This window comes from Kitasatospora sp. NPDC002227 (assembly GCF_040296285.1).
In the GTDB taxonomy this organism is placed as follows: Bacteria; Actinomycetota; Actinomycetes; order Streptomycetales; family Streptomycetaceae; genus Kitasatospora.
The window spans coordinates 39,588-59,247 of the sequence record NZ_JBEOWY010000038.1 but is presented as its reverse complement, the minus strand read 5'-3'; the positions used below and the strand labels follow the sequence as shown (position 1 = coordinate 59,247).

The following is a 19,660-nucleotide window of genomic DNA, read 5'->3' as shown; positions in this document are numbered from 1 at the left end:
GGGCCGCCGACGGGCAAGGCTGGACATCCCGGCACACCCCAGGTATCAATGGCGGAGAGATTTGAACGCCGTTCTAACTGCGAGCGAGGCACCGTGCGACTGACCCCCACCGAACGGGACCGGCTGCTGATCTTCACAGCGGCCGAGCTGGCCCGCGCCCGCCGCGCGCGGGGCGTGAAGCTGAACGTCCCCGAGGCCACCGCGTTGATCGCCGACACGGTCTGCGAGGCCGCCCGGGACGGGCGCCGCCTGGCCGAGGCGATCGAGGCCGGGCGCACCGTGCTCGGCGCAGGCGACGTGCTGCCCGGCGTGGCCGACATCGTCACCACCGTGCAGGTGGAGGCCGTCTTCGAGGACGGCACCCGGCTCGCAGTGATCAACGACCCCTTCCGGGGTGGCGGTTCGCTGGGCGACGACGCTCCCGGCGGCGCGCTGCTCGGCAGCGGTGAGGGGTACGACCCGGTCGAGGAGACCGTGGTGCTGCCGGTGCACAACACCTCGGCTGTACCGATCTCCGTGACCTCGCACTTCCACTTCTTCGAGGCCAACCCGCGCCTGGCCTTCGACCGCTCCGCCGCCTACGGCACCCACCTGGCCGTGCCGGCCGGCTCCTCGGTCCGCTTCGACCCCGGCGCCACCGTCGAGGTCGGCCTGGTGCCGATCGGCGGCACCAGGGTGGCGATCGGCTTCGCCGGCCTGGTGGACGGACCGCTGGACGCCCCCGGCGCCCGCGAGGCGGCCCTCGCCAAGGCCCGGGCCACGGGCTACCTCACCAGCTTCGACGACGCGGAGATCGAGTCATGAGCGCCATCACCCCCCACGACTACGTCTCCGTGCACGGCCCCCGCACGGGCGACCGCATCCGGCTCGGCGACTCCGGCCTGATCGTCCGGGTCGAGTCCGACTCCCAGGCCCCCGGTGAGGAGTTCCTGGCCGGCTTCGGCAAGACCGCCCGCGACGGGCTGCACCTCAAGGCCGCCGCCGTCCGCGACACCTGTGACGTGGTGATCTCCAACGTCCTGGTGATCGACGCGATCCAGGGCATCCGCAAGACCTCGATCGGCCTAATCGACGGGCGGATCGCCTCGATCGGCCGGGCGGGCAACCCGGACACCCTGGACGGGGTCGAGGTGGTGGTCGGCACCGGCACCACGATCGTCTCCGGCGAGGGGATGATCGCCACCGCGGGCGCCATCGACACCCACGTCCACCTGCTCTCGCCGCGGATCATGGAGGCCTCGCTCGCCTCCGGCGTGACCACCATCATCGGCCAGGAGTTCGGCCCGGTCTGGGGCGTCGGGGTCAACTCCCCCTGGGCCCTTCGGCACGCCTTCAACTCCTTCGACGCCTGGCCGGTCAACATCGGCTTCCTGGGCCGCGGTTCCTCCTCGGACGCCGCCCCGCTGGTCGAGGCGCTGGTCGAGGGCGGCGCCTCCGGCTTCAAGGTGCACGAGGACATGGGCGCCCACACCCGGGCGCTGGACACCGCGCTGCGGGTCGCCGAGGAGCACGACGTCCAGGTCGCGCTGCACACCGACGGCCTGAACGAGTGCCTCTCGGTCGAGGACACCCTGGCCGTGCTCGAGGGCCGCACCATCCACGCCTTCCACATCGAGGGCTGCGGCGGCGGCCACGTGCCCAACGTGCTCAAGATGGCCGGCGTCGAGAACGTCATCGGCTCCTCCACCAACCCCACCCTCCCGTTCGGCCGGGACGCGCTCGGCGAGCACTTCGGCATGATCGTCTCGGCCCACGACCTCAAGGTGGACCTGCCGGGCGACGCCGCGATGGCCCGGGACCGGATCCGGGCCGGCACGATGGGCGCGGAGGACGTGCTGCACGACCTCGGCGTCATCGGCATCACCTCCTCCGACGCCCAGGGCATGGGCCGCGCGGGCGAGACGGTGCGCCGCACCTTCGCGATGGCCGGCAAGATGAAGGCCGAACTCGGCCCGCTGGACGGCGGGTTCGGCACCACCGAGAGCGGCGACGACAACGAGCGCGTGCTGCGCTACATCGCCAAGCTCACCATCAACCCGGCCATCGCCCACGGCCTCGCCCACGAGGTCGGCTCGATCGAGGTCGGCAAGCTGGCCGACATCGTGCTCTGGCGGCCCGACCACTTCGGCGCCAAGCCGCAGCTCGTCCTCAAGGCCGGCTTCCCGGCGTACGGGGTGACGGGCGACCCCAATGCCTCCACCGACCGCTGCGAACCCCTGGTGCTCGGCCCGCAGTTCGGCGCGCACGGCGCAACCGCCGCCGACATCTCGGTCGCCTTCGTCGCCCAGGCCGCCGCCGACGGCTCCTACCTGGACCGCGCCGCCGACCAACTGCCCACCCGCAGGCGCCGCGTGGGCGTCCGGGGCACCCGGGGCATCGGGCCGCGCAACATGGTCCGCAACGCCCGGATCGGCCACGTCCAGGTCGAGGCCACCACCGGCCTGGTCTCCCTCGACGGCGAACCGCTGCGCTCCGAGCCGGCCGACAGCGTCTCGCTCAGCCGCCTCTACTTCTTGTAATCACCCTCCCCCGCTTAGGACTTCACGCCATGACCGCTGAGACCCCCGCCTCGCTCGGCTACCGGATGCCCGCCGAGTGGCACCCGCACGAGCGCACCTGGATGGCCTTCCCCACCGACAACCCCACCTTCGACTCCCCCGAGCACCTGGACGCGGCCCGCACCGCCTGGGCCGAGGTGGCCAACACCATCGTCCGCTACGAGCCGGTGACGCTGATCACCAACCTCGGCGAGGGCGAGGCGGCCCGCCGCTACGTCTCGGCCGAGGTGGAGATCGTCGAGCGCCCGCTGGACGACGCCTGGATGCGTGACATCGGCCCGTCCTTCCTGCTCGGCGCGGACGGCGAACTCGCCGCCGCCGACTGGATCTTCAACGGCTGGGGCGCCCAGAGCTGGGCCCGCTGGGACAACGACCAGCACATCGCCGAGCAGATCACCGAGCTCACCGGTGTGCGCCGCTTCGCCTCCCGCCTGATCAACGAAGGCGGCGGCATCCACGTGGACGGCGAGGGCACCGTGCTCGTCACCGACACCGTGCAGCTCGGCGAGGGCCGCAACTCCGACTGGGCCCGCGAGGAGGTCGAGGCCGAGCTCAACGCCTTCCTCGGCACCAGCAAGGTGATCTGGGTGCCGCGCGGACTCACCCGTGACTACGACGAGTTCGGCACCCGGGGCCACATCGACATCGTCGCCTCCTTCGTCCGCCCCGGCGTGGTCGTCGCCCACGTCCAGCCGGACCCCTCGCACCCGGACCACCAGGTCTGCCAGGAGATCGTCGCCATCCTGCGCGCGGCCACCGACGCCGCCGGCCGCCCGCTGGAGGTCATCGAACTCCCCGCCCCCACCGTCCTGCTGGACGAGGAGGGCGAGCCGGTCGACTACTCCTACATCAACCACTACGTCGCCAACGGCGCCGTCATCCTCTGCGCCTTCGCCGACCCCCGCGATGAGGAGGCCAAGGCCATCCTGGAGAAGGCCTACCCCGGCCGCACCGTCGAGCTGGTCGACGCCCGCGAGATCTTCGCCAACGGCGGCGGGATCCACTGCATCACCCAGCAGCAGCCCAAGGCGGGCTGAGTCCTTCCCCTTCCGGGTCGGTGACGGCACGTCACCGACCCGGACTCCACGGGCGCGAACCGTCCCCCGACGGCGCGCCGCCGTAACCACCGGCATCCCAGACCATCGCCTGGAACTCCCGCAGGGTGAGCGCACACGCTGCCACGCCCGGCTCCACGCGGAAGTGGACGGTCCCGCAGCGCCGGCAGTACCACCCCTGGGCCCACAGCCGCTCGGCCGCCGGACGCCCCGCCAGGCGCTGCTCGCGGTCCGACCGCCGCGTAAGGGTACGGAAGCCCAGCGCGATCGCCGTCGCCAGCGCGAGGGCGGAGATCCAGCCCAAGAAGGCGTAGTCGGGGCGCGGCGCGGCCTGGACCGAGATCCAGTCGTACTGAGAGCCGGTCGTCGCCTGCGGGCTGTCGTCGCTGAACCAGTGGCCGGCTGCGGCGCCCCAGATGAAAGCCACGACGGACACCGCCGCCAGGACCACCCCAGCGAAGGCACCGCCCGCCGACGACTCGCGCAGCGCCTTCGGCACCGGGTCCAGCGCCTCGGCCAGCGAGGTGGTGACGGAGCGGGTGACGGTCGCCGCCTCGCCCAAACCGACCGGTGTCGTGATCCGAACCCTGCCCCGCCCCGCGTGGTACACCGCAGGCACGCCCACCACCTGGTCCGTCAGGCCGCAGCTCGGACACGGCTGCAGTACCGGTGGTCTGTCGTCCTCGATCCCCCTCATGGAATCCCCCGTAGAGTTCGGCCGAACCGCCGTGCCCAGGGTGGCAGACCGGGGGAGCCGGCGCCCAGGGTCTGAGCGGATCCTGAGCCTCAGCCGGCGCCGAAGGCGGCCCGCACCGCCTCCAGGGCGTCCTCGAGCGTCGGGGCGATCTCGTCGTGGCCGGTGAAGCCGTCGTCCTCGCCGGGGTCGACCGTCCAGCCGTAGCCGCTGACGGGGTGGCCGTCGACGGTGGCGGAGTGGTGGTCGTCGGAGACGGTGAGGGAGATGTTGCCGCCGGGGAACTCGGTGAGTTCGAGGTGGACGTCGCCGAGGATGCGGTGGACGGCGTCGCGGGTCTCGTCTTCGGTGCTCATGGTGGGGGCTCCTCGGCGCTGGTCAGGTGCTGATCACCAGTGTGCCGGGGCGGGCGGCCCGGGTGCGCGACCCACCGTCGGTTCGGTGAGTCGCGCACCACGCGGGCCTCAGCCCACCGAGGAGTTGTAGCCGTCGATGGCCGGCTGCAGCGCCTTCGCGGCGTCGGTGAGCGCCTGCTGCGCGGGCTTCGCCCCGCTGATCACCTGCTCCAGCGCGGTCTCCACCCCCTTGCGGGCCTGCGGCATCACGCCGAGCAGGCACCCGGCGGTGGCAGCCGTCGGCTTGGTGGAGTGCAGCTCGTCGATCGCCGTCCTGAACTGCGGGTACTTCGAGACCCAGGCCTGGTCCTTGGGGTCGTCCAGCGCCTTGCGGTTCACCGGGAAGTACCCGGTGCCGGTGTGCCAGACGGCCTGCTGCTCCGGCGCGTCCAGGTACTTGGCGAACTCCCAGGAGGCCCGCTTCTCGGCGTCCGAATGCCCCGGCCCGTCGATCCACAGCGAGGCGCCGCCGATCACCGGGCCGCCGGTGTCACCGGCGGCGAGCTGCGGGAACGGCGCGGTGGCCACGGTGAACTTGGCCGCCTCGGTGTACCCGCGCAGCACGCCGGTCGACTCCAGGTGCATCGCCACCCGCCCGGCCTTGAAGGCCGCCTGCGCATCCGCCGTGGTCCGGCCGGTGTTGACGGCGTAGCCGCCCTTGACCAGGTCGGCCCAGGTCTGCAGCACCTGCGCGCCCTGCGCCGAGTCGAACAGCACCTTGGCCGCCTTGCCGTCACGCCCGTTGCCCTGGTCGCAGTAGGGCTGGCCGGCCTCGGCGATCAGCTGCTCGACGAACCAGCCGTAGATCGCGGCGCCGAAGCCGTACCGGGTGGTCTGCCCGCTCGCGTCCTTGACGGTCAGCTTCTTGGCCAGGTCGGCGATCTCGCCGAGCGTCTTCGGCGGCTGGGCCGGGTCCAGCCCGGCCGCCTTGAAGGCGTCGGCGTTCAGGTACAGCAGCGGCATCGAGGAGTTGAACGGCATCGAGGCCAGCTTGCCGCCGACGGTGTAGTAGTTGCGGATGTTCGGCTCGAGGTCGTCCAGGGAGTACTTGTCCCGGTCCACGAAGGCCTGTGCGGGCACCGTCTGCTTGGAGTCGATCATGAACCGGGTGCCCACGTCGTAGACCTGCACCAGCGAGGGCGTCGCCTTCTGCTGCACCGAGGCCTTGTACTTGGTCACCACGTCGTCGTAGGTGCCCTGGAAGAGCGCCTTGACCTCGATCTTGCCCTGGTGCGCGGTGTTGAACGAGGACACCAGGGAGTTCAGTACGGTCGCGTTCTGGCCGGTCATCGAGTGCCAGAAGGTCACCGTGGTCACCCCCTTGGCCTGGTCCAGCGCACTCGCGGCCGGGGCGGCCGAGGTGTCACCGCCGTCCGAGGAGCCGCTGGAGCTGCACGCCGTGAGGGCGAGGCCGGCCGTGGCCACCGTGGCCGCCAGCCGCAGGGCCCATCCTCTGCTGGTCACAACTGTTCTCCTTCTCCGATGGGTTGACGAGAATCAGGTCAGCGGACGGCACCGGCCGTCAGGCCCCGCACGATGAAACGCTGGCCGAAGACCACGAGCAGCAGCGTCGGCAGCACCGAGAGCACCACCCCGGCCAGGGTCAGCCCCGGGTCGGCGACCTCGGCGTCCCGCAGCGAGGCCAGCCCGATCTGCAGGGTCTGCATCTGCGCGGTGCGGGTGATGATCAGCGGCCAGAAGTACTGGTTCCAGGCCGACAGGAAGACGTAGATCGCGATCGCCGCCAGCGAGGGCTTGTTGAGCGGCACCAGCACCCGCCACAGGAACCGCCAGTGCCCGGCGCCGTCGATCCTCGCGGCGTCCCGCAGTTCGGCCGGGAACTGCTTGAAGGACTGCCGCAGCATGAAGGTGCCGAAGCCCGAGGCGAGGAAGGGCAGCACCAGCCCGGCGTAGGTGTTGCCGAGCCCCCAGCCCGACAGCGTCAGGTAGTTGGGGATGATGACGGCCTCCCACGGCACCATCAGGGTGGCCAGGAAGACCCCGAACACCAGGCCGCGCCACCGCAGCGGGAGGAAGACGAAGGCGTACGCGGCGAGCACCGAGGTGATCAGCTGGGCGAGCATGATCACCCCTGCTGTGACAGCGGAGTTGAGGTACTGCCGGCCCAGCGGCACAGCCTGGAAGGCGGCCGTGAAGTTGTGCCCGGTGAGCTGGTGCGGCAGCAACGAGGGCGGGTAGCCGGTGAGTTCGGCGGGCGTCATGAAGGCGCCCGCGATCACGTAGTAGACCGGGAGGACGACCGTCAGCACGGCCACCGCCAGCACGGCGTAGGTGAGTATTCGGCCGGGGGTGGGCCTCATGCGTAGTGCACCTTCCGGTCGAGCACGCCGAACTGCACGGCCGCGCAGGCGAGGACGACCACGAGCAGCACGACGGCCTGGGCGCTGGCGGTGCCGAAGTCGCTCGAGCCGTAGGCGAAGGCCCGCTCGTAGACCGAGTAGACGAGCGTGCGGGTGGCACCGTCCGGGCCGCCGCGGGTGAGGATGTGGATCTGGCCGAAACTCTGCAGCGCGTTGATGGTGGAGACCACCACCAGGAAGAACAGGTGCGGACCGAGCAGCGGCACGGTGATCGAGCGGGCCAGCCGCCAGCCGGCCGCGCCGTCGAGGCGGGCCGCCTCGGTGAGCTCGGGCGCGATCGAGCCGACCCCGGCGGAGAGCACCAGGACGTTGTAGCCGAGGTTCATCCAGACCGAGGTGAGGGCCACCGAGACCAGCGCGTACCGGGAGTCGGTGAGCCAGCCGACCGGCCCGAGGCCGAGCTGGGCGAGCACCCCGTTGAGGACGCCCCCGGCCGGGTTGTAGAAGACCGAGAAGACCACCGAGGCGCTGGCCACCGAGAAGGCGAACGGCAGCGCGAAGGCCGAGCGCAGCGCCCGCACCCCCCGGATCCGGCTCTCCAGGAGCAGCACCACCGCGAGCGCGCCGAGCACCCCGGGCACCACCGTGAGCAGGACGAAGAGCGCGGTGGTCAGCAGCGTGCGGTGGAACTCGGCGGAGCCGAGCAGGTCGGTGTAGTGCCGGAGCCCGACGTAGCGGGACGGCGCGCCGAACAGGTCGTTGGCGTGGGCGGAGAGGTAGAACGTGCGGCCCAGCGGGTAGCCGATGAACAGCGCGAAGACGGCCAGCGAGGGCGTCAGGAAGGCCCAGGCGAGGGTCCGTTCACCCCAGCGGCGGGCGGCCCTGGTGGCGGGTGGTGCGGTCGGCATGGCGCTCCTTCACCTGATTTCTCCCGAGGGCCCGGGGCTTCAGCCCCGGCGGAAATGGGTCCATGACTCGAAGCGGCGGAGTGCTCAGCGCATGTGTTCTGACCTCCGGCTTTGATGCGTGGGTTTGCTTGGACTATTTTCACTGTGGTGAAGATCACAGTGCGGGTGAAGCTCGAGCCGTCGGCCTACCAGGCCGACGCGCTCGCAGCGACGCTGCGTGCGTGCAACCGAGCGGCGAACTACGTCTCTGAGGTCGCCTTCGAATCGGGCGAGAAGCGCCGCAACGGGTTGCAGCCGATGGTGTATCGACATGTCAAGGACGAGTTCAACCTGTCGGCTCAGCCTGCGGTGCGGGTAGTGAAGAAGGTCTGTGACGCCTACGCCACCTTGAGAGCGAACATCCGTGCCGGGAACCTTGGCCCGAAAGGGGGCAGTCGCCGAAACAAGGCGGAGTCGAAGCCAGTCGTGTTCCGCGAGGGTGCGGCGCAGGCGTTCGATGATCGCTGTCTGAGCTGGCAGGCCGACCAGCGGACCGTGTCGATCTGGACTACCGCGGGCCGGCTGAAGGGCATCCGGTTCGTCTGCTCCGAGCGTGCAGCGAAGATGATCGCCGACCAGCGGCAGGGCGAATCGGACCTGGTACTGCGCGACGGGGCCTGGTACCTGTTCGCCACCTGCGAGCTCCCGGTACCGCTCGTGGCCGAGCCGGCGGACTGGCTTGGGGTGGACCTCGGAATCGTCAACATCGCCACCACCAGCGACGGCACCGTCCTGTCGGGCCGTCGCTTGGAGCGGTACCGCTTCCACTCCTGGGCCTTCGCCCAGCTCGGAGCGTTCGTGGAGTACAAGGCCCAGCGCGCCGGAGTCCCCGTCGTGCACGTCAACCCGGCCAACACCTCCCGCCAATGCTCCGCCTGTTGGCACACCCACAGACAGAACCGAGTGGATCAAGCAACGTTCGCGTGCCGCGCCTGCGGCACAACCATGCACGCGGACGTCAACGGCTCCCGCAACATCCGCCACCGCGCGGCTGATGCGTGGAAGCGGGGCGCAGTCGACCGCCCCAGCAGCACCTAGCGCTGCTGAGACGAGGTGACCACCGGTGGGGCGACTCATCGGGCGAATGGTTGACCTCAAGCCGAGCCTTTCAGGGCCAGGTCGTTGACCTCATCTGACGTGGTGCCGGTCAGAACCGTCGCGCGCCCGGGCGGCGTGGCGGCGATCCGGTGGTGACCGGAGGGTGTCCGCCTGGTGACGCGTTCGCGTCACCGGTCTCGGGCGGGATTACTACCCACCCCGGGCGGCGCCGAACGCGCGGGGCGGCAGCGCAGTGCCCAGGCTGCGGTGGCCCGGCACGTATCGTGGTGGGCCGTACCAGGAGAGAGGGAGCGGGATGGCCGAGCCACGCACGCGGCGCGCCGCGCGCCCGCGCGAGGAGGTGTACGCCGCGGCCCGTGCGGCGATCGCCGACCACGGGCTGGCCAAGCTGACCATGGCCGGGCTCGGCAAGCAGCTCCAGATGAGTGCCGGTCACCTGCTCTACTACTTCGGCAGCAAGGACCAGTTGCTGCTCGAGACGCTGCGCTGGAGCGAGGAGCAGCTCGGCGAGCGCCGGCGGGCGGCCCTCCAGGTGCCCGGCGGCTGGGCGCAGCTCGCGGCCTACACCGAGCTGTACCTGCCCGAGGGGCCGGGCGATCCGCGCTGGATCCTGTGGCTGGAGGTGTGGGGCCGCTCGCCCGCCAGCGCCGAGATCCGGCAGGGCCAGCTGGAGATCGAGGCCCCCTGGCAGGCCGACCTGGTCGCCCTCCTCGAATCCGGCGCCGCCGCCGGGGAGTTCACCACCGACCCCGCCGGCCCCCCGGCCGACCGCGCCGTCCAGCTCCGCGCCCTCCTCGACGGCCTCGCCGTCCCCGTCGCCATCGGCCTTCCCGGCGCCACCCGTGCCCAGGCCACCCAGCACGCCACCTCGGTCGCCCGGGCTCTCCTCAGCGTGTGACCTCTCACCGAGGGGACAGTTGCACTATCCGCTCGGGGGCGCGAGGAACTGCGCGCAGCGGGAGGCCGCAGGCCTGCGCCTTCCGCACTCGCGCAGTTCCTCGCGCCCCTGGACAGTGCAACTGGCTCGCTGAGATTCGGTACACCGAACTGGCTACTCGGTCCAGAGTGCCGCCGCCGTGCGGTCCTCGGCGTAACCCTGGGCCCGCACCTGCAGTTGGCGCAGGAAGTCCACCGTGCTCGGCGGGTGCGGGTGGGCCCAGTGGTTGGCCAGGAAGTGCGCGACGGCCGCCTCCTCGGCGATCGGCTCGGCCAGGCCGGGGGTGCAGAGCAGCAGGATGTCACCGGTGGTGGCCGGGACGAGCCGGAAGCGGAAGCTGCGCGGCAGCGGCCCGACGCCGTGCGGCGTGCTGACCGGCGGCTCGCCGTCGGGGTGGTGGAGCAGCCGGGCGGCGTACGCGTCGATCCAGTGGCCGGAGCGCAGCAGATAGAGCCCGCCGGGGCCGATCCCGAAGGCCGCCCGGTGGGTGGCCGCCGGGTCGAGCGGCACCAGCAGGCAGTGCAGCGAGCCGCCCGGCTCCCCGTCGGGCCCCGTCCGCAGGGGGGCCGCCGCCTGGAGGGCGAGGCGCTGGAGCCCGTACCGCAGCCTGTCCCGCGCTCCCTCCCGCAGATCGGCCGACAGCTCGGCCCGGCTCCGGCCGATGGCCGCCGCCAGCTGCCGGCAGGCCTCACCGGCCGCCGCCTGGGCCGCCCCCGGCGAGGCGACCACCGCCAGCAGCAGCCCGCCGTCGGCCGCCTCCCCGAACCGGGTCACCAGCAGCCCGTCCCGCCGCCCCTCCCCCAGCTCCCGGGCCGCCTCCCCGCGCGCAGACACCGCCCGCAACGTACTCCGCCCGTACCTGGCCCCGTCCATCACGGTGTCCGGCACCACAGCCGCCAGCCCGTCCGGCCCCACCTCCGGCACCCCGGCCGCCTCGGCCCCGTCCCGCACCGCCCACCCCGGCCGCGGAGCCACCGCCCACCGACTCGCCTCCGCCTCGCCGCCCCGCCCGCCCGGCACCCTCACGGCCGGCGCGGAGGGCTGCTCCGGCCCGGAGGGCTCGGACGGACCAGCTGCCTCAGCGGCCGCAACCGCCGCCTCGACACCTGCCCCAGCCGCGCCACCCCCCTGCTCCTCAGTGACCGCAGCAGCAACCGCAGCCGCAGCCCCGGCGCCGGGCCCCGTCACCTCACCGCCCTCGGCTACCGCCTCAGCACCAGCCCCGGCCGCCTCCGCCGCCACACTCCGCGGCTCCGCAGCGACCGAAGCCGAAGCGCCGGCGCCCGGCACCTCGCCAACCGACGCCGCCGCCTCCGCAGCCTCACCCCGCTGCTCCCCGGCGACCGGCCGCGGCGGCTCAGTGGCCACCCCCTCGGGCGCAGCAGGAGCCCCAGCCGCCGCAGCCTCCGCCCGGCTGCCGCCCGCCCCGGCCTCGGCGCCGACCGCGAGGTCAGGCCCCGGTGCCTCGCCCGGCTCGGCCGCCGCGGGCTCCGGCCGCCCGGGGTCCGCCCCTTCGGGCACAGCCGCCGACGGTTGTGCCCTGATGCCCTTGACCGGCTCGATGAGCGCGATCTCCGGACCCCGCTGGGCCCCGATCATCCCCACGGCCGAGTCGAACCACTCGTCCACCGTGAGCTCGGCCTCAGGCCCGGCCTCGTCCGGCCCCCGCTGGGCGCCGATCATCCCGGCCGCCGAGTCGAACCAGTCGTCCACCGTGACGGCCTCGGCCGCCGCGTCCGGGGTGCTCCCGGCGTCCGGCAGCGTGCCGGACGGGCCCGCGTAGACCGCCTGCCACCACCCGTCCTCCGGACGCTGCTGCGGGGGTGCACCCTGGTTGCTCATCTGGCGGCTCCTCGTTCTGTCTGCCGTCTGCCGAGCGGGCTCCGTGCCGGACTCGACGCCATTCTCCCCGTGCAGAACGACGCTGTCCGCGATTCGGGGACAACCGCTCACCCGCCCAGGGCAGCATTCCGGCCGCCTGCCCCGTCCGACCTGTCCCAAGTGCACCGGAAAGGCCCGGGAACCGCGCCGAACAGCGCCTATTCCCAGCCACCGCGTGGCAAGAACCCCAGAAAATCAAGGCCCATGTGGGGCATCGCTTCACTCGTTCGGCTGATTAATATGTGCGCATGACCGTGCCAGGAGCGACCACGCCGCAGCCGGGGAGGGCCCTGCACTCGGGCCGCCCGGCCGGACGGCTGTGGGCCCTGGTCCTGGTCGGGCTGCTCGCCCTGCTGCCCTGCGCGGGCCGCGCCGCCGCCCAGCCCGGGCACACGGCCGCCATGCCCCGCGCAGCCGGCTTCGACCCCAGCGGCCTGAGCACCCCCGCTAGCAGCACGACCGCGACCGCAGCCACAGCCGCGACCGCAGCCGAGACCGTCTCCGCCCTCAGCGACGGCAAGCACCACAGTCTCCAGGGCGGCCACCTCGCGAACGTCCTGGCCGACGCCGGTCTCCCGCTGACCCTCTGCGCGGCCGGTGAGCTGCCGTCCCACCCCGGCGACGGCTGTTCGGACCACCCCTTCTGCGGCTCCGAGTCCCAGCTCCCGAACGCGCCGCCGCAGCCGGCCACCACCGCGCCCGCGCTGCTCGTGCCGGACCAGGCCCTGCCCTGCCCGGTGCTGGGCTCGCACCAGCGCGGCGCCGCCCCCGCGCCCGATCTGCACGTGCTGCAGGTCCACCGGATCTAGCGGAACCCACCGCCGAACCGTGCCGAGAAGGCCGGTCCGACGGCTCCGCACCCCCTCGCACCTCCCGCCACACCGCCGCGCCAGAAGCCGCGGCGGGGACAAGGACACTACTCATGGGTTCCGCCGCCAAGCAGTCGAACAAGGCCCCCAAGCCGGGCAGCAAGCAGGCCGCGCAGAACGACCGTCGGGCCAGAATCGAAGCCCTGCGCGCCGAGGAGCAGCGCCGCGAGCGCCGCAACAAGTTCCTCGCCTTCGGCATCGCCGGCGTGCTGGTCGCGGGCATGGCCGGAACCGGCATCTACCTGGCGCTGGACGCCAAGGACAAGCACGATGCCAAGATCGCCGCCGCCAACGCGCCGATCCCGGGCGTCAAGACCTGGGACAAGCTCTCCCGCAACCACGTGCAGACCAAGGTCACCTACCCGCAGACCCCGCCGGTCGGCGGCGACCACAACCCGCAGTGGCTGAACTGCATGGGCACCGTCTACGACAAGCCGGTCGAGAACGAGAACGCCGTCCACTCGCTGGAGCACGGCGCCGTCTGGGTCACCTACAACAAGAAGGCGACCCCGGAGGACATCAAGACCCTCTCCGACCGCGTCAAGAAGACCACCTACTCGCTGATGAGCCCCTACCCGGACGAGCAGGGCACCATCACCCTCTCCGCCTGGGGCACCCAGCTGGTCGTGGACAAGGCCGACGACCCGCGGGTGGCCGAGTTCTTCACCAAGTACGTGCAGGGCCCGCAGACCCAGGAGCCGGGCGCCTCCTGCAGCACGGGGACGATGTGACCGCCGACCTCGAGGCGACCGCCGAGGCGGCGCCGGTACGTTCGCGCCGCCGGGTCTGGTGGCCCGCCGCGCTGGCGGCGGCCGTGGCGCTCGGCCTGGGCGTGCCCGCCCTGGTGGCGGGCGGCTCCTCGGCCTCCGGCAGCTCGGTCGTGGTGCCGGTCAACGACTCGCCCGAGGCCGGGTTCGCCCGGGACATGTCGGCCCACCACCAGCAGGCGGTCGACATGTCGTTCATCGTCCGGGACCGGACCCAGAACGAAGAGGTCCGCAACCTCGCGTTCGACATCATCAACACCCAGGCCAACCAGCGGGGCATGATGATGGGCTGGCTCGACCAGTGGGGGCTGCCGCAGAGCAACGGCACCACCCCGATGGCCTGGATGAAGATGGACCACACCTACGAGGCCCACGACGGCTCGCTGATGCCGGGCATGGCGACCAACACCGACCTCGCCAAGCTGCGCACCCTCAGCGGCAAGGACGCGGAGATCTTCTACCTCCAGCTGATGATCCGTCACCACACCGGCGGCGTCGAGATGGCCCAGGGGTACGTCGACCTCAGCTCCAACGCGGTCGAGAAGCGCCTGGCCGAGTCGATGGTCAACGGCCAGCGCGCCGAGATCGACCTGATCACCCAGATGCTCGCCGAACGCGGAGCCAAGCCGCTGGCCTAGGCAGACCGTCCAGTTGCACTGTCAGGGGCGCGAGGAACTGCGCGAGTCCGGAAGGCGACCACCGTCACCGTCCGCACGGCGCGCAGCCCCTCGCGCCCCCTTCTTCACATCCGCGAGCCAGGCGGCCCCCGCCGCCACCCCCACCAGCAGCACCAGCACCCCACGCCCGCCGCCGCCGTGCCCTCCCAGGTGCACCCCGAGCACCGGCAGCGCGATCCCCAGCGCCGTCCCCAGGCTCCGCACCATGCTCACCATGCCCCCGCCGACCGCCGAGCTCCCGGCCGGTATCGCCCGCATCACCAGCGCGTTGTTCGCCGGCAGCAGCAGCCCGAGCCCGTACCCGGTGACGGCCAGCGCCGGCACCCACGACCAGGGCGCCACCGGCAGCGCCGCGAGCAGCCCGAGCCCGAGCGCCGCGACCGCCGCGCCGAGGCGGCAGCGCGCGGTGTCCGGCCAGGCCCGGGGCAGCAGCAGCCCGCCCGCCGTGGCGGCCACCGCGAAGGCGGCCGGCAGGGCCGTGATCACCATCCCGGCCCCGGCCACCGGCAGTCCGGCCCCGGTGAGCAGCACCGGCCCGAGCACCAGCGGGCAGAACAGCAGCAGGTACCCGATCAGCGCGAGGCCGAGCCCGGCCCGGATGCCGGGGGTGTTGACCAGGCCGGGGGCGATGATCGGGCGATCGGCGCGCTGCTCCTGCCGGGCCAGGGCGAGGGTCAGCCCGGCGGCGAGCAGCAGCAGCGCGGCCACGGCCCAGCCGGGCAGCGGCAGGCCGGAGGCGGCGGAGAGGCCGAGCAGCAGACTGGTCGAGGCCCCGGCGAGCAGCACGAGACCGAGCAGGTCGAAGCGCCGCTCGCCCGGCGCGGCGGGCTCCGGCCCGGGGCAGCCCTTGGTGCGCGGCAGCAGGTACCGCCCGGCCACGATGCCGAGCAGCCCGACCGGGACGTTGACCCAGAACACCCAGCGCCAGGAGGCGTGCGTCACCAGCAGGCCGCCGAGGGTGGGGCCGAGCGCGAGGCCGAGCGCCTGGGCGGCGGCCTGGATGCCGAGCGCGGTGCGCATGGCCCGGGTGGGGACGCCCCGCGCCACCAGGGCTACGCTGTTGGCCTGCATCATCGCCGCGCCCACGGCCTGGACGGCCCGGCAGGCGATCAGCAGGCCCAGGCTGCCGGCGCACCCGGCGCCGAGCGAGGCGAGGGCGAAGACCCCGAACCCGCCCAGGTACACCGTTTTCCGGCCGACCAGGTCGGAGAGGCGCCCGACGGGGGCGAGCAGCGCGACCAGCACCAGCAGGTAGGCGAGCGAGACCCACTCGACGGCGGCGAAACCGGCCTGGAACTCGCGCTCCAGCGTGGGGAAGACCAGCGAGGCGATGCTCGCGTCCAGCTGTCCGAGGAAGGCGCCCAGGCAGACGGTGCCGACCGCGAGCCAGTGGGCGTGCGGCCAGCGCGCCACGACGCGGGGGCGGGAGCGCTCGGTGAGCAGCTCGGTCAGCAGGGTGGATCGCATAGCAGAAATATATCTGCTGCCGAGCTATTCCCCCAAAGAGCATGTCGCACTGCGATCGAATCGTTGCGGGATGTGCTCGGCCGGCGAACTGGTCAGTGGCCGACCCTTGTGGTGACCAGGCGCTACGCTGTCCGCCATGCCGTCGCAGCCCAACCCCGGAACACCCCACGTCCCCGCGCCCGCCGAGGCCGGTTCGACCACGGTCGAGCGCGCCCAGCGGCTGACGGACGTGATCACCCGGCTGCGCCGGGCGCTGCGCAGCAGCATCCGCACCGACTACCCGTGGGAGTCGCTCCCGATGGCGCAGGTCGAGCTGCTGCAGACCCTCGCGGCGGCGCCGCTGCGGGTCGGCGAGCTGGCCGCCCGCCAGCGGCTCGCGCCGAACACCGTGAGCGGCCTGGTCGGCAAGCTCCTGGACGCCGGGTTCGTCGACCGCCAGCCCGACCCGGGCGACCGCCGGACGGCCCGGATCGCCCTCACCCCGGCCGGCCACCAGCAGCTGCGCGACTGGCAGGGCGCGCACGAGCGCCGCCTGGCCGACGCCCTGGAGAGCCTCACCCCCGCGCACCGCGAGGCCGTGATGAACGCCCTGCCCGGCCTCGAACAGCTCGCCCGGGCCCTCGCCGCCACCACCCCGCCGCCCGCCGACGAGTCCTGAGGCTCAGAACAGCTGCTGCTCCGGCAGCACGCCCTCCAGCTCGAGCAGCCACCGCTTCGCGTCCACCCCGGCCGCGAAGCCGGTGAGCGCACCGTTCGCCCCCAGCACCCGGTGGCACGGGCGGACCACCAGCAGCGGGTTGGCCCCCACCGCCCCGCCGACGGCCCGCACCGACTGCGGCGGCTGCCCGGCCACGGCCGCCAGCTCGCCGTAGCTGAGCGTCTCCCCGTACGGGATCTCGTCCAGCGCGGCCCAGATCCGCTGCCGGAACTCGGTGCCCACCGGTGCGAGCGGCAGATCGAAGCTCGTCCGCCGCCCGGCGAAGTACTCGGTCAGCTGCTCGACGGCGGGAGCCAGCGCCTCGGCGTCAGGCACCCAGTCCTCGGCCGGCTCGGCCCGGGCACCCTTCTGGCCGGGCGCCGTCACGGCGGCCAGCGCCGCCGGGCCGTCGCCCTCGCGCACGCCACTGAGCAGCAGGGTGCCGAGCGGGCTGTCCATGGTGGTGAAGACGGTCGTGGTCATCGCTGCTCCATGCTTGGTGCGTCGCTTGGTACATCAGGGGTCTGAGGTCCGGCCCAGAGCCGGTGGACGGCGTACGAGCGCCAGGGTGCCCACCCCAGGGCGGCGGCCGCGGCGCCCGCCGGGTCGGTGTCCGGGTGGCCGAGGGCGCGCAGGCCGTGGCGCACGCCCACGTCGGTCGGCAGGAAGACGTCGGGGTCGGCCAGCGCCCGCATCCGCAGGTAGCCGACCGTCCAGGGGCCGATGCCGGGCAGTGCCAGCAGCTCGGCGGCGGCCTGGTCACGGTCGACACCGCCGTCCAGCCGTACGGTGCCCGCCGCCAGCGCCGTGCAGAGCCCGCGCAGCGCCCGGCGCCGCGCACCGGGCATCGCCAGGTCGGCGTCGGCCGCCTCGGCGAGGGCGGCGGCGCTCGGGAAGAGCCTGGTCAGCCCGCCGCTCGGCTCGGCCAGCGGGGTACCGTACCGCTCGGTGAGCCGCCCGGCCAGGGTACGGGCCGCCGCGACCGAGATCTGCTGGCCGAGCACGGCGCGTACCGCCAGCTCGTGCGGGTCCACGTGCCCGGGCGAACGGACGCCCGGGCGGGCCGCCACCGATGCGGCCAGCAGCCCGCAGGCCCCGAGCCGGCCGTCCACGGCCACCGGGTCGGCGTCCAGGTCGAACAGGGCGCGCAGCCGGTGCACGGCGGTGGTCAGGTCCCGCAGGTCGGCCAGCTGCAGCCGGCAGTCCAGCCAGCCCCGGTCGGCGGCGGCGCGCGGGCCGAGCCCGTCCACCTCGGCGATGCCGGGGCCGTGCGGCAGCGCGAGCGTACGGCGGTAGGTGCGCACGCCGGGGGCGGTCTCCACCACCTCCTCCACGCCGGGCACGGCGCGCAGCGCCAGGAAGTCGATCAGGTGCGCGCTGTCCAGCGGGCCCCGGTAGGCGAGCCGCAGCGCGAGCGGCCCGGCGGGGGTCGCGATCCGGCGGCCGGCCGCGACCTCGGCGCGCAGGCCGCTCGGGGTGCGGTCGTACACCTCGCGGACGGTCTCGTTGAACTGCCGCACGGAGGCGAACCCGGCCGCGAACGCCACCTCGGTGACGGGCAGCTCGGTGGTCTGCAGCAGCAGCCGGGCGGTCTGGGCCCGCTGCGCGCGGGCCAGCGCGATCGGCCCGGCGCCCAGCTCGGCCGTCAGCTGCCGCTGCAGCTGGCGCGCGCTGTACCCGAGCCGCACCGCCAGCCCGGCCACCCCCTCCCGGTCCACCACCCCGTCCCCGATCAGGCGCATCGCCCGCCCGACCAGATCCGCCCGGTGGTTCCACTCGGGCGACCCCGGCACCGAATCCGGCCGGCACCGCCGGCACGCCCGGTACCCGGCCCCCTGCGCAGCCGCCGCCGTCGGGTAGAACGTGCAGTTCACCCGCTTCGGCGTCACCGCCGGACAACTCGGCCGACAGTAGATCCCGGTCGTCCGCACCGCGGTGAAGAACACCCCGTCGAACCGCGAATCCCGGCTGTCCACCGCCCGATATCTGGTCTCGTCATCGATCACGCCCTCCAGTCTGCGCCACCCGCACCCCCACGACTGGCGGAAATCGGACATGGCCGTGGGCGCGCCTGTGACAGTTCCGTTGCCCGGGTCGGCGAACTGACCAGGGGCGGTACGGCGTGATCATGGTCGAGGTCGAACGGGAATGTTCGCCTGGCTGCCAGTCACCCGTGGAGAGAACCTTGAAGAGACCTGGATGTCTGGCGCTCTCGCTGAGTGCCGCCGTACTGCTGGGCGTGCTGGGCTGGGGTGCCAAGGCGGCGCTCACCTCGATGTTCCCGCTGCCGGACAACCACGTCGCGGCGACCGACTCCCGGGTCTGCCGGGAGACCACCGGCAACAACGTCTCCTTCGCCGAAGCGACCGGTCACTTCGGCCTGGCCGTCCCGTCCGCCGCCACCGACCTCGTCTTCACAGCTGACGGAGGCGGTCTGAGAGGCGAGACGGACCTGTCGATGCGCTTCGTCACCACCCCGGCCGACCTCGCCACCTTCCTCAGCGCCAGCCATCTCGATCCACCGAGCGCGACCACAGTGGTGACCGACGGCGGGTGGTCCAGCTACTACCCCGGGGCTCGGGTCCGGGCCGCGGAGGGCCCGTGCGGCCTGACCCCGCCGGTCAGACCCACCATGGTCTACAGCCAGGACGGCCCCGGCAGCGGCATGGAGAAGAACCCACGCTCCGTGGCGGTGGACAACACCGATCCGGCACACCCCGTGGTGTGGGTCGACGCGCTCGACCTGTGACGACGTCAGCCAAGCCGTCCTGACAGCCACGTGATCCGCCGGACGGAACCCGGCGGATCAGAGCTCCTGGTCGAGCATCCTGGTCATCGGCCGCAGGCCGGCGGCCAGGTAGAACTCCCGCGCGCCCTCGTTGAACTCCCAGACCTGAGTCCCCAGCCGCCGGCACCCGGCCGCCCGGCCGAGCTCCCGGACGGCGTCGAGCAGGGCCGAGCCCACGCCGCTGCGCGCCGCCGCCGGGTCGACGCCGATCTGGTCGAGGACCAGCGTCCGGTTCGCCCGGAGGAGCGTGTTCGCCTCGCCGGAGACGACCCGCGTGAGCGCGTACCCGACCACCGTGCCGTCCGGCGCCTGCGCCAACAGGCAGCTCACCTCCGGCGCCGCCAGCCGCCCGGCCAGCATGGCCGCTACGGAGTCGGGGCCCGGATCCGTCACGAAGAGGTCCGGCCGGTGCCGGGCGTGCTCGCCGTGCACCAGCAGACTGAGCCGCGCCACCTGCGCGAGGTCCTCCGGTGTCGAGGCAGTTCGAATGACCGTCATCCCGACATGGTCCTCGGACCGGCTCCGGCCCGCCACGGAATTCCGGCTTC

20 protein-coding genes are annotated in these 19,660 nt (G+C 73.0%); 10 read left to right on the top strand and 10 right to left on the bottom strand.

Going from position 1 to position 19,660, the window contains the following annotated elements; translation table 11 throughout:
- The first annotated feature begins 93 nt into the window (after window positions 1–93).
- Genes ureA through ABT095_RS27660 form a run of 3 tightly spaced genes read left to right on the top strand, consistent with a single transcriptional unit; the run spans window position 94 to window position 3,595 of the window.
- A complete protein-coding gene (gene ureA, locus ABT095_RS27670; protein ID WP_350532243.1) occupies window positions 94–804 on the top strand; it encodes an urease subunit gamma in 711 nt (236 codons plus the stop codon).
- Window positions 801–2,519, top strand: coding sequence for an urease subunit alpha (locus ABT095_RS27665; protein ID WP_350532242.1), 1,719 nt, complete (start codon window positions 801–803; stop codon window positions 2,517–2,519). The genes ureA and ABT095_RS27665 overlap by 4 nt, the downstream gene beginning before the upstream one ends.
- A 29-nt stretch (window positions 2,520–2,548) precedes the next feature.
- Window positions 2,549–3,595 carry an agmatine deiminase family protein gene (locus tag ABT095_RS27660; protein WP_350532241.1) on the top strand — a complete coding sequence of 349 codons (1,047 nt, stop codon included), beginning with the start codon at window positions 2,549–2,551 and terminating at the stop codon, window positions 3,593–3,595.
- 31 nt (window positions 3,596–3,626) lie between these two features.
- Here the strand turns inward: ABT095_RS27660 and ABT095_RS27655 are convergent, their stop codons facing one another.
- The 5 genes from ABT095_RS27655 to ABT095_RS27635 all read right to left on the bottom strand — a co-directional run bounded on the left by ABT095_RS27655 (window position 3,627) and on the right by ABT095_RS27635 (window position 7,931).
- The gene (locus tag ABT095_RS27655; RefSeq protein ID WP_350532240.1) at window positions 3,627–4,175 is read right to left on the bottom strand and encodes a hypothetical protein; all 549 of its coding nucleotides are present in this window, start codon (window positions 4,173–4,175) and stop codon (window positions 3,627–3,629) included.
- 224 nt (window positions 4,176–4,399) lie between these two features.
- Window positions 4,400–4,663, bottom strand: a complete 264-nt coding sequence (locus ABT095_RS27650) for a hypothetical protein (protein WP_350532239.1) — start codon at window positions 4,661–4,663, stop codon at window positions 4,400–4,402.
- 108 nt (window positions 4,664–4,771) lie between these two features.
- Entirely contained in the window at window positions 4,772–6,166 is a 1,395-nt protein-coding gene (locus tag ABT095_RS27645; RefSeq protein ID WP_350532238.1) for an ABC transporter substrate-binding protein, read from the bottom strand.
- A 38-nt stretch (window positions 6,167–6,204) separates the two neighbouring features.
- Complete coding sequence (locus ABT095_RS27640; protein ID WP_350532237.1) at window positions 6,205–7,023, bottom strand: carbohydrate ABC transporter permease; 819 nt, start codon at window positions 7,021–7,023, stop codon at window positions 6,205–6,207.
- Window positions 7,020–7,931: a carbohydrate ABC transporter permease gene (locus tag ABT095_RS27635; RefSeq protein ID WP_350532236.1), complete on the bottom strand. Its 912-nt coding sequence runs from the start codon at window positions 7,929–7,931 to the stop codon at window positions 7,020–7,022. The genes ABT095_RS27640 and ABT095_RS27635 overlap by 4 nt, the downstream gene beginning before the upstream one ends.
- 147 nt (window positions 7,932–8,078) lie before the next feature.
- On the opposite strand from ABT095_RS27635, the gene ABT095_RS27630 reads away from it, so the two are divergent.
- Both ABT095_RS27630 and ABT095_RS27625 read left to right on the top strand, forming a co-directional pair.
- Window positions 8,079–9,008, top strand: a complete 930-nt coding sequence (locus tag ABT095_RS27630; RefSeq protein WP_350532235.1) for an RNA-guided endonuclease InsQ/TnpB family protein — start codon at window positions 8,079–8,081, stop codon at window positions 9,006–9,008.
- Window positions 9,009–9,324: 316 nt separating this feature from the next.
- A complete protein-coding gene (locus ABT095_RS27625; protein WP_350532234.1) occupies window positions 9,325–9,927 on the top strand; it encodes a TetR family transcriptional regulator C-terminal domain-containing protein in 603 nt (200 codons plus the stop codon).
- Window positions 9,928–10,080: 153 nt separating this feature from the next.
- Here the strand turns inward: ABT095_RS27625 and ABT095_RS27620 are convergent, their stop codons facing one another.
- Window positions 10,081–11,808: a hypothetical protein gene (locus ABT095_RS27620; RefSeq protein ID WP_350532233.1), complete on the bottom strand. Its 1,728-nt coding sequence runs from the start codon at window positions 11,806–11,808 to the stop codon at window positions 10,081–10,083.
- Between the two features lie 287 nt (window positions 11,809–12,095).
- Here ABT095_RS27620 and ABT095_RS27615 point away from each other — a divergent pair, with 287 nt between their 5' ends.
- The 3 genes from ABT095_RS27615 (at window position 12,096) to ABT095_RS27605 (ending at window position 14,121) form a co-directional block, all read left to right on the top strand.
- Window positions 12,096–12,656 (top strand): hypothetical protein, encoded by a 561-nt coding sequence (locus ABT095_RS27615; protein ID WP_350532232.1) that lies wholly within the window; start codon window positions 12,096–12,098, stop codon window positions 12,654–12,656.
- Between the two features lie 113 nt (window positions 12,657–12,769).
- A complete protein-coding gene (locus ABT095_RS27610) occupies window positions 12,770–13,447 on the top strand; it encodes a thioredoxin-like domain-containing protein (RefSeq protein ID WP_350532231.1) in 678 nt (225 codons plus the stop codon).
- Window positions 13,444–14,121 (top strand): DUF305 domain-containing protein, encoded by a 678-nt coding sequence (locus tag ABT095_RS27605; RefSeq protein WP_350532230.1) that lies wholly within the window; start codon window positions 13,444–13,446, stop codon window positions 14,119–14,121. The genes ABT095_RS27610 and ABT095_RS27605 overlap by 4 nt, the downstream gene beginning before the upstream one ends.
- A gap of 21 nt (window positions 14,122–14,142) precedes the next feature.
- On the opposite strand, the gene ABT095_RS27600 is transcribed toward ABT095_RS27605, so the two are convergent.
- Window positions 14,143–15,627, bottom strand: coding sequence for an MFS transporter (locus ABT095_RS27600; protein ID WP_350532229.1), 1,485 nt, complete (start codon window positions 15,625–15,627; stop codon window positions 14,143–14,145).
- 136 nt (window positions 15,628–15,763) lie between these two features.
- Between ABT095_RS27600 and ABT095_RS27595 the strand changes: the two genes are divergently transcribed.
- Entirely contained in the window at window positions 15,764–16,285 is a 522-nt protein-coding gene (locus tag ABT095_RS27595; protein WP_350532228.1) for a MarR family winged helix-turn-helix transcriptional regulator, read from the top strand.
- Window positions 16,286–16,288: 3 nt separating this feature from the next.
- Here ABT095_RS27595 and ABT095_RS27590 read toward each other — a convergent pair whose 3' ends face one another.
- Together ABT095_RS27590 and ABT095_RS27585 are read right to left on the bottom strand one after the other, a co-directional pair.
- Complete coding sequence (locus ABT095_RS27590) at window positions 16,289–16,807, bottom strand: methylated-DNA--[protein]-cysteine S-methyltransferase (RefSeq protein ID WP_350532227.1); 519 nt, start codon at window positions 16,805–16,807, stop codon at window positions 16,289–16,291.
- On the bottom strand, window positions 16,804–18,381 hold the full coding sequence (locus ABT095_RS27585) for an AlkA N-terminal domain-containing protein (RefSeq protein WP_350532226.1): 1,578 nt from the start codon (window positions 18,379–18,381) through the stop codon (window positions 16,804–16,806). Before ABT095_RS27585 ends, ABT095_RS27590 begins: the two co-directional genes overlap by 4 nt.
- Before the next feature lie 128 nt (window positions 18,382–18,509).
- Here ABT095_RS27585 and ABT095_RS27580 point away from each other — a divergent pair, with 128 nt between their 5' ends.
- Complete coding sequence (locus ABT095_RS27580; protein WP_350532225.1) at window positions 18,510–19,073, top strand: hypothetical protein; 564 nt, start codon at window positions 18,510–18,512, stop codon at window positions 19,071–19,073.
- A gap of 57 nt (window positions 19,074–19,130) precedes the next feature.
- Here the strand turns inward: ABT095_RS27580 and ABT095_RS27575 are convergent, their stop codons facing one another.
- Window positions 19,131–19,646 (bottom strand): GNAT family N-acetyltransferase, encoded by a 516-nt coding sequence (locus tag ABT095_RS27575; protein ID WP_350532224.1) that lies wholly within the window; start codon window positions 19,644–19,646, stop codon window positions 19,131–19,133.
- Window positions 19,647–19,660: the final 14 nt, after the last annotated feature.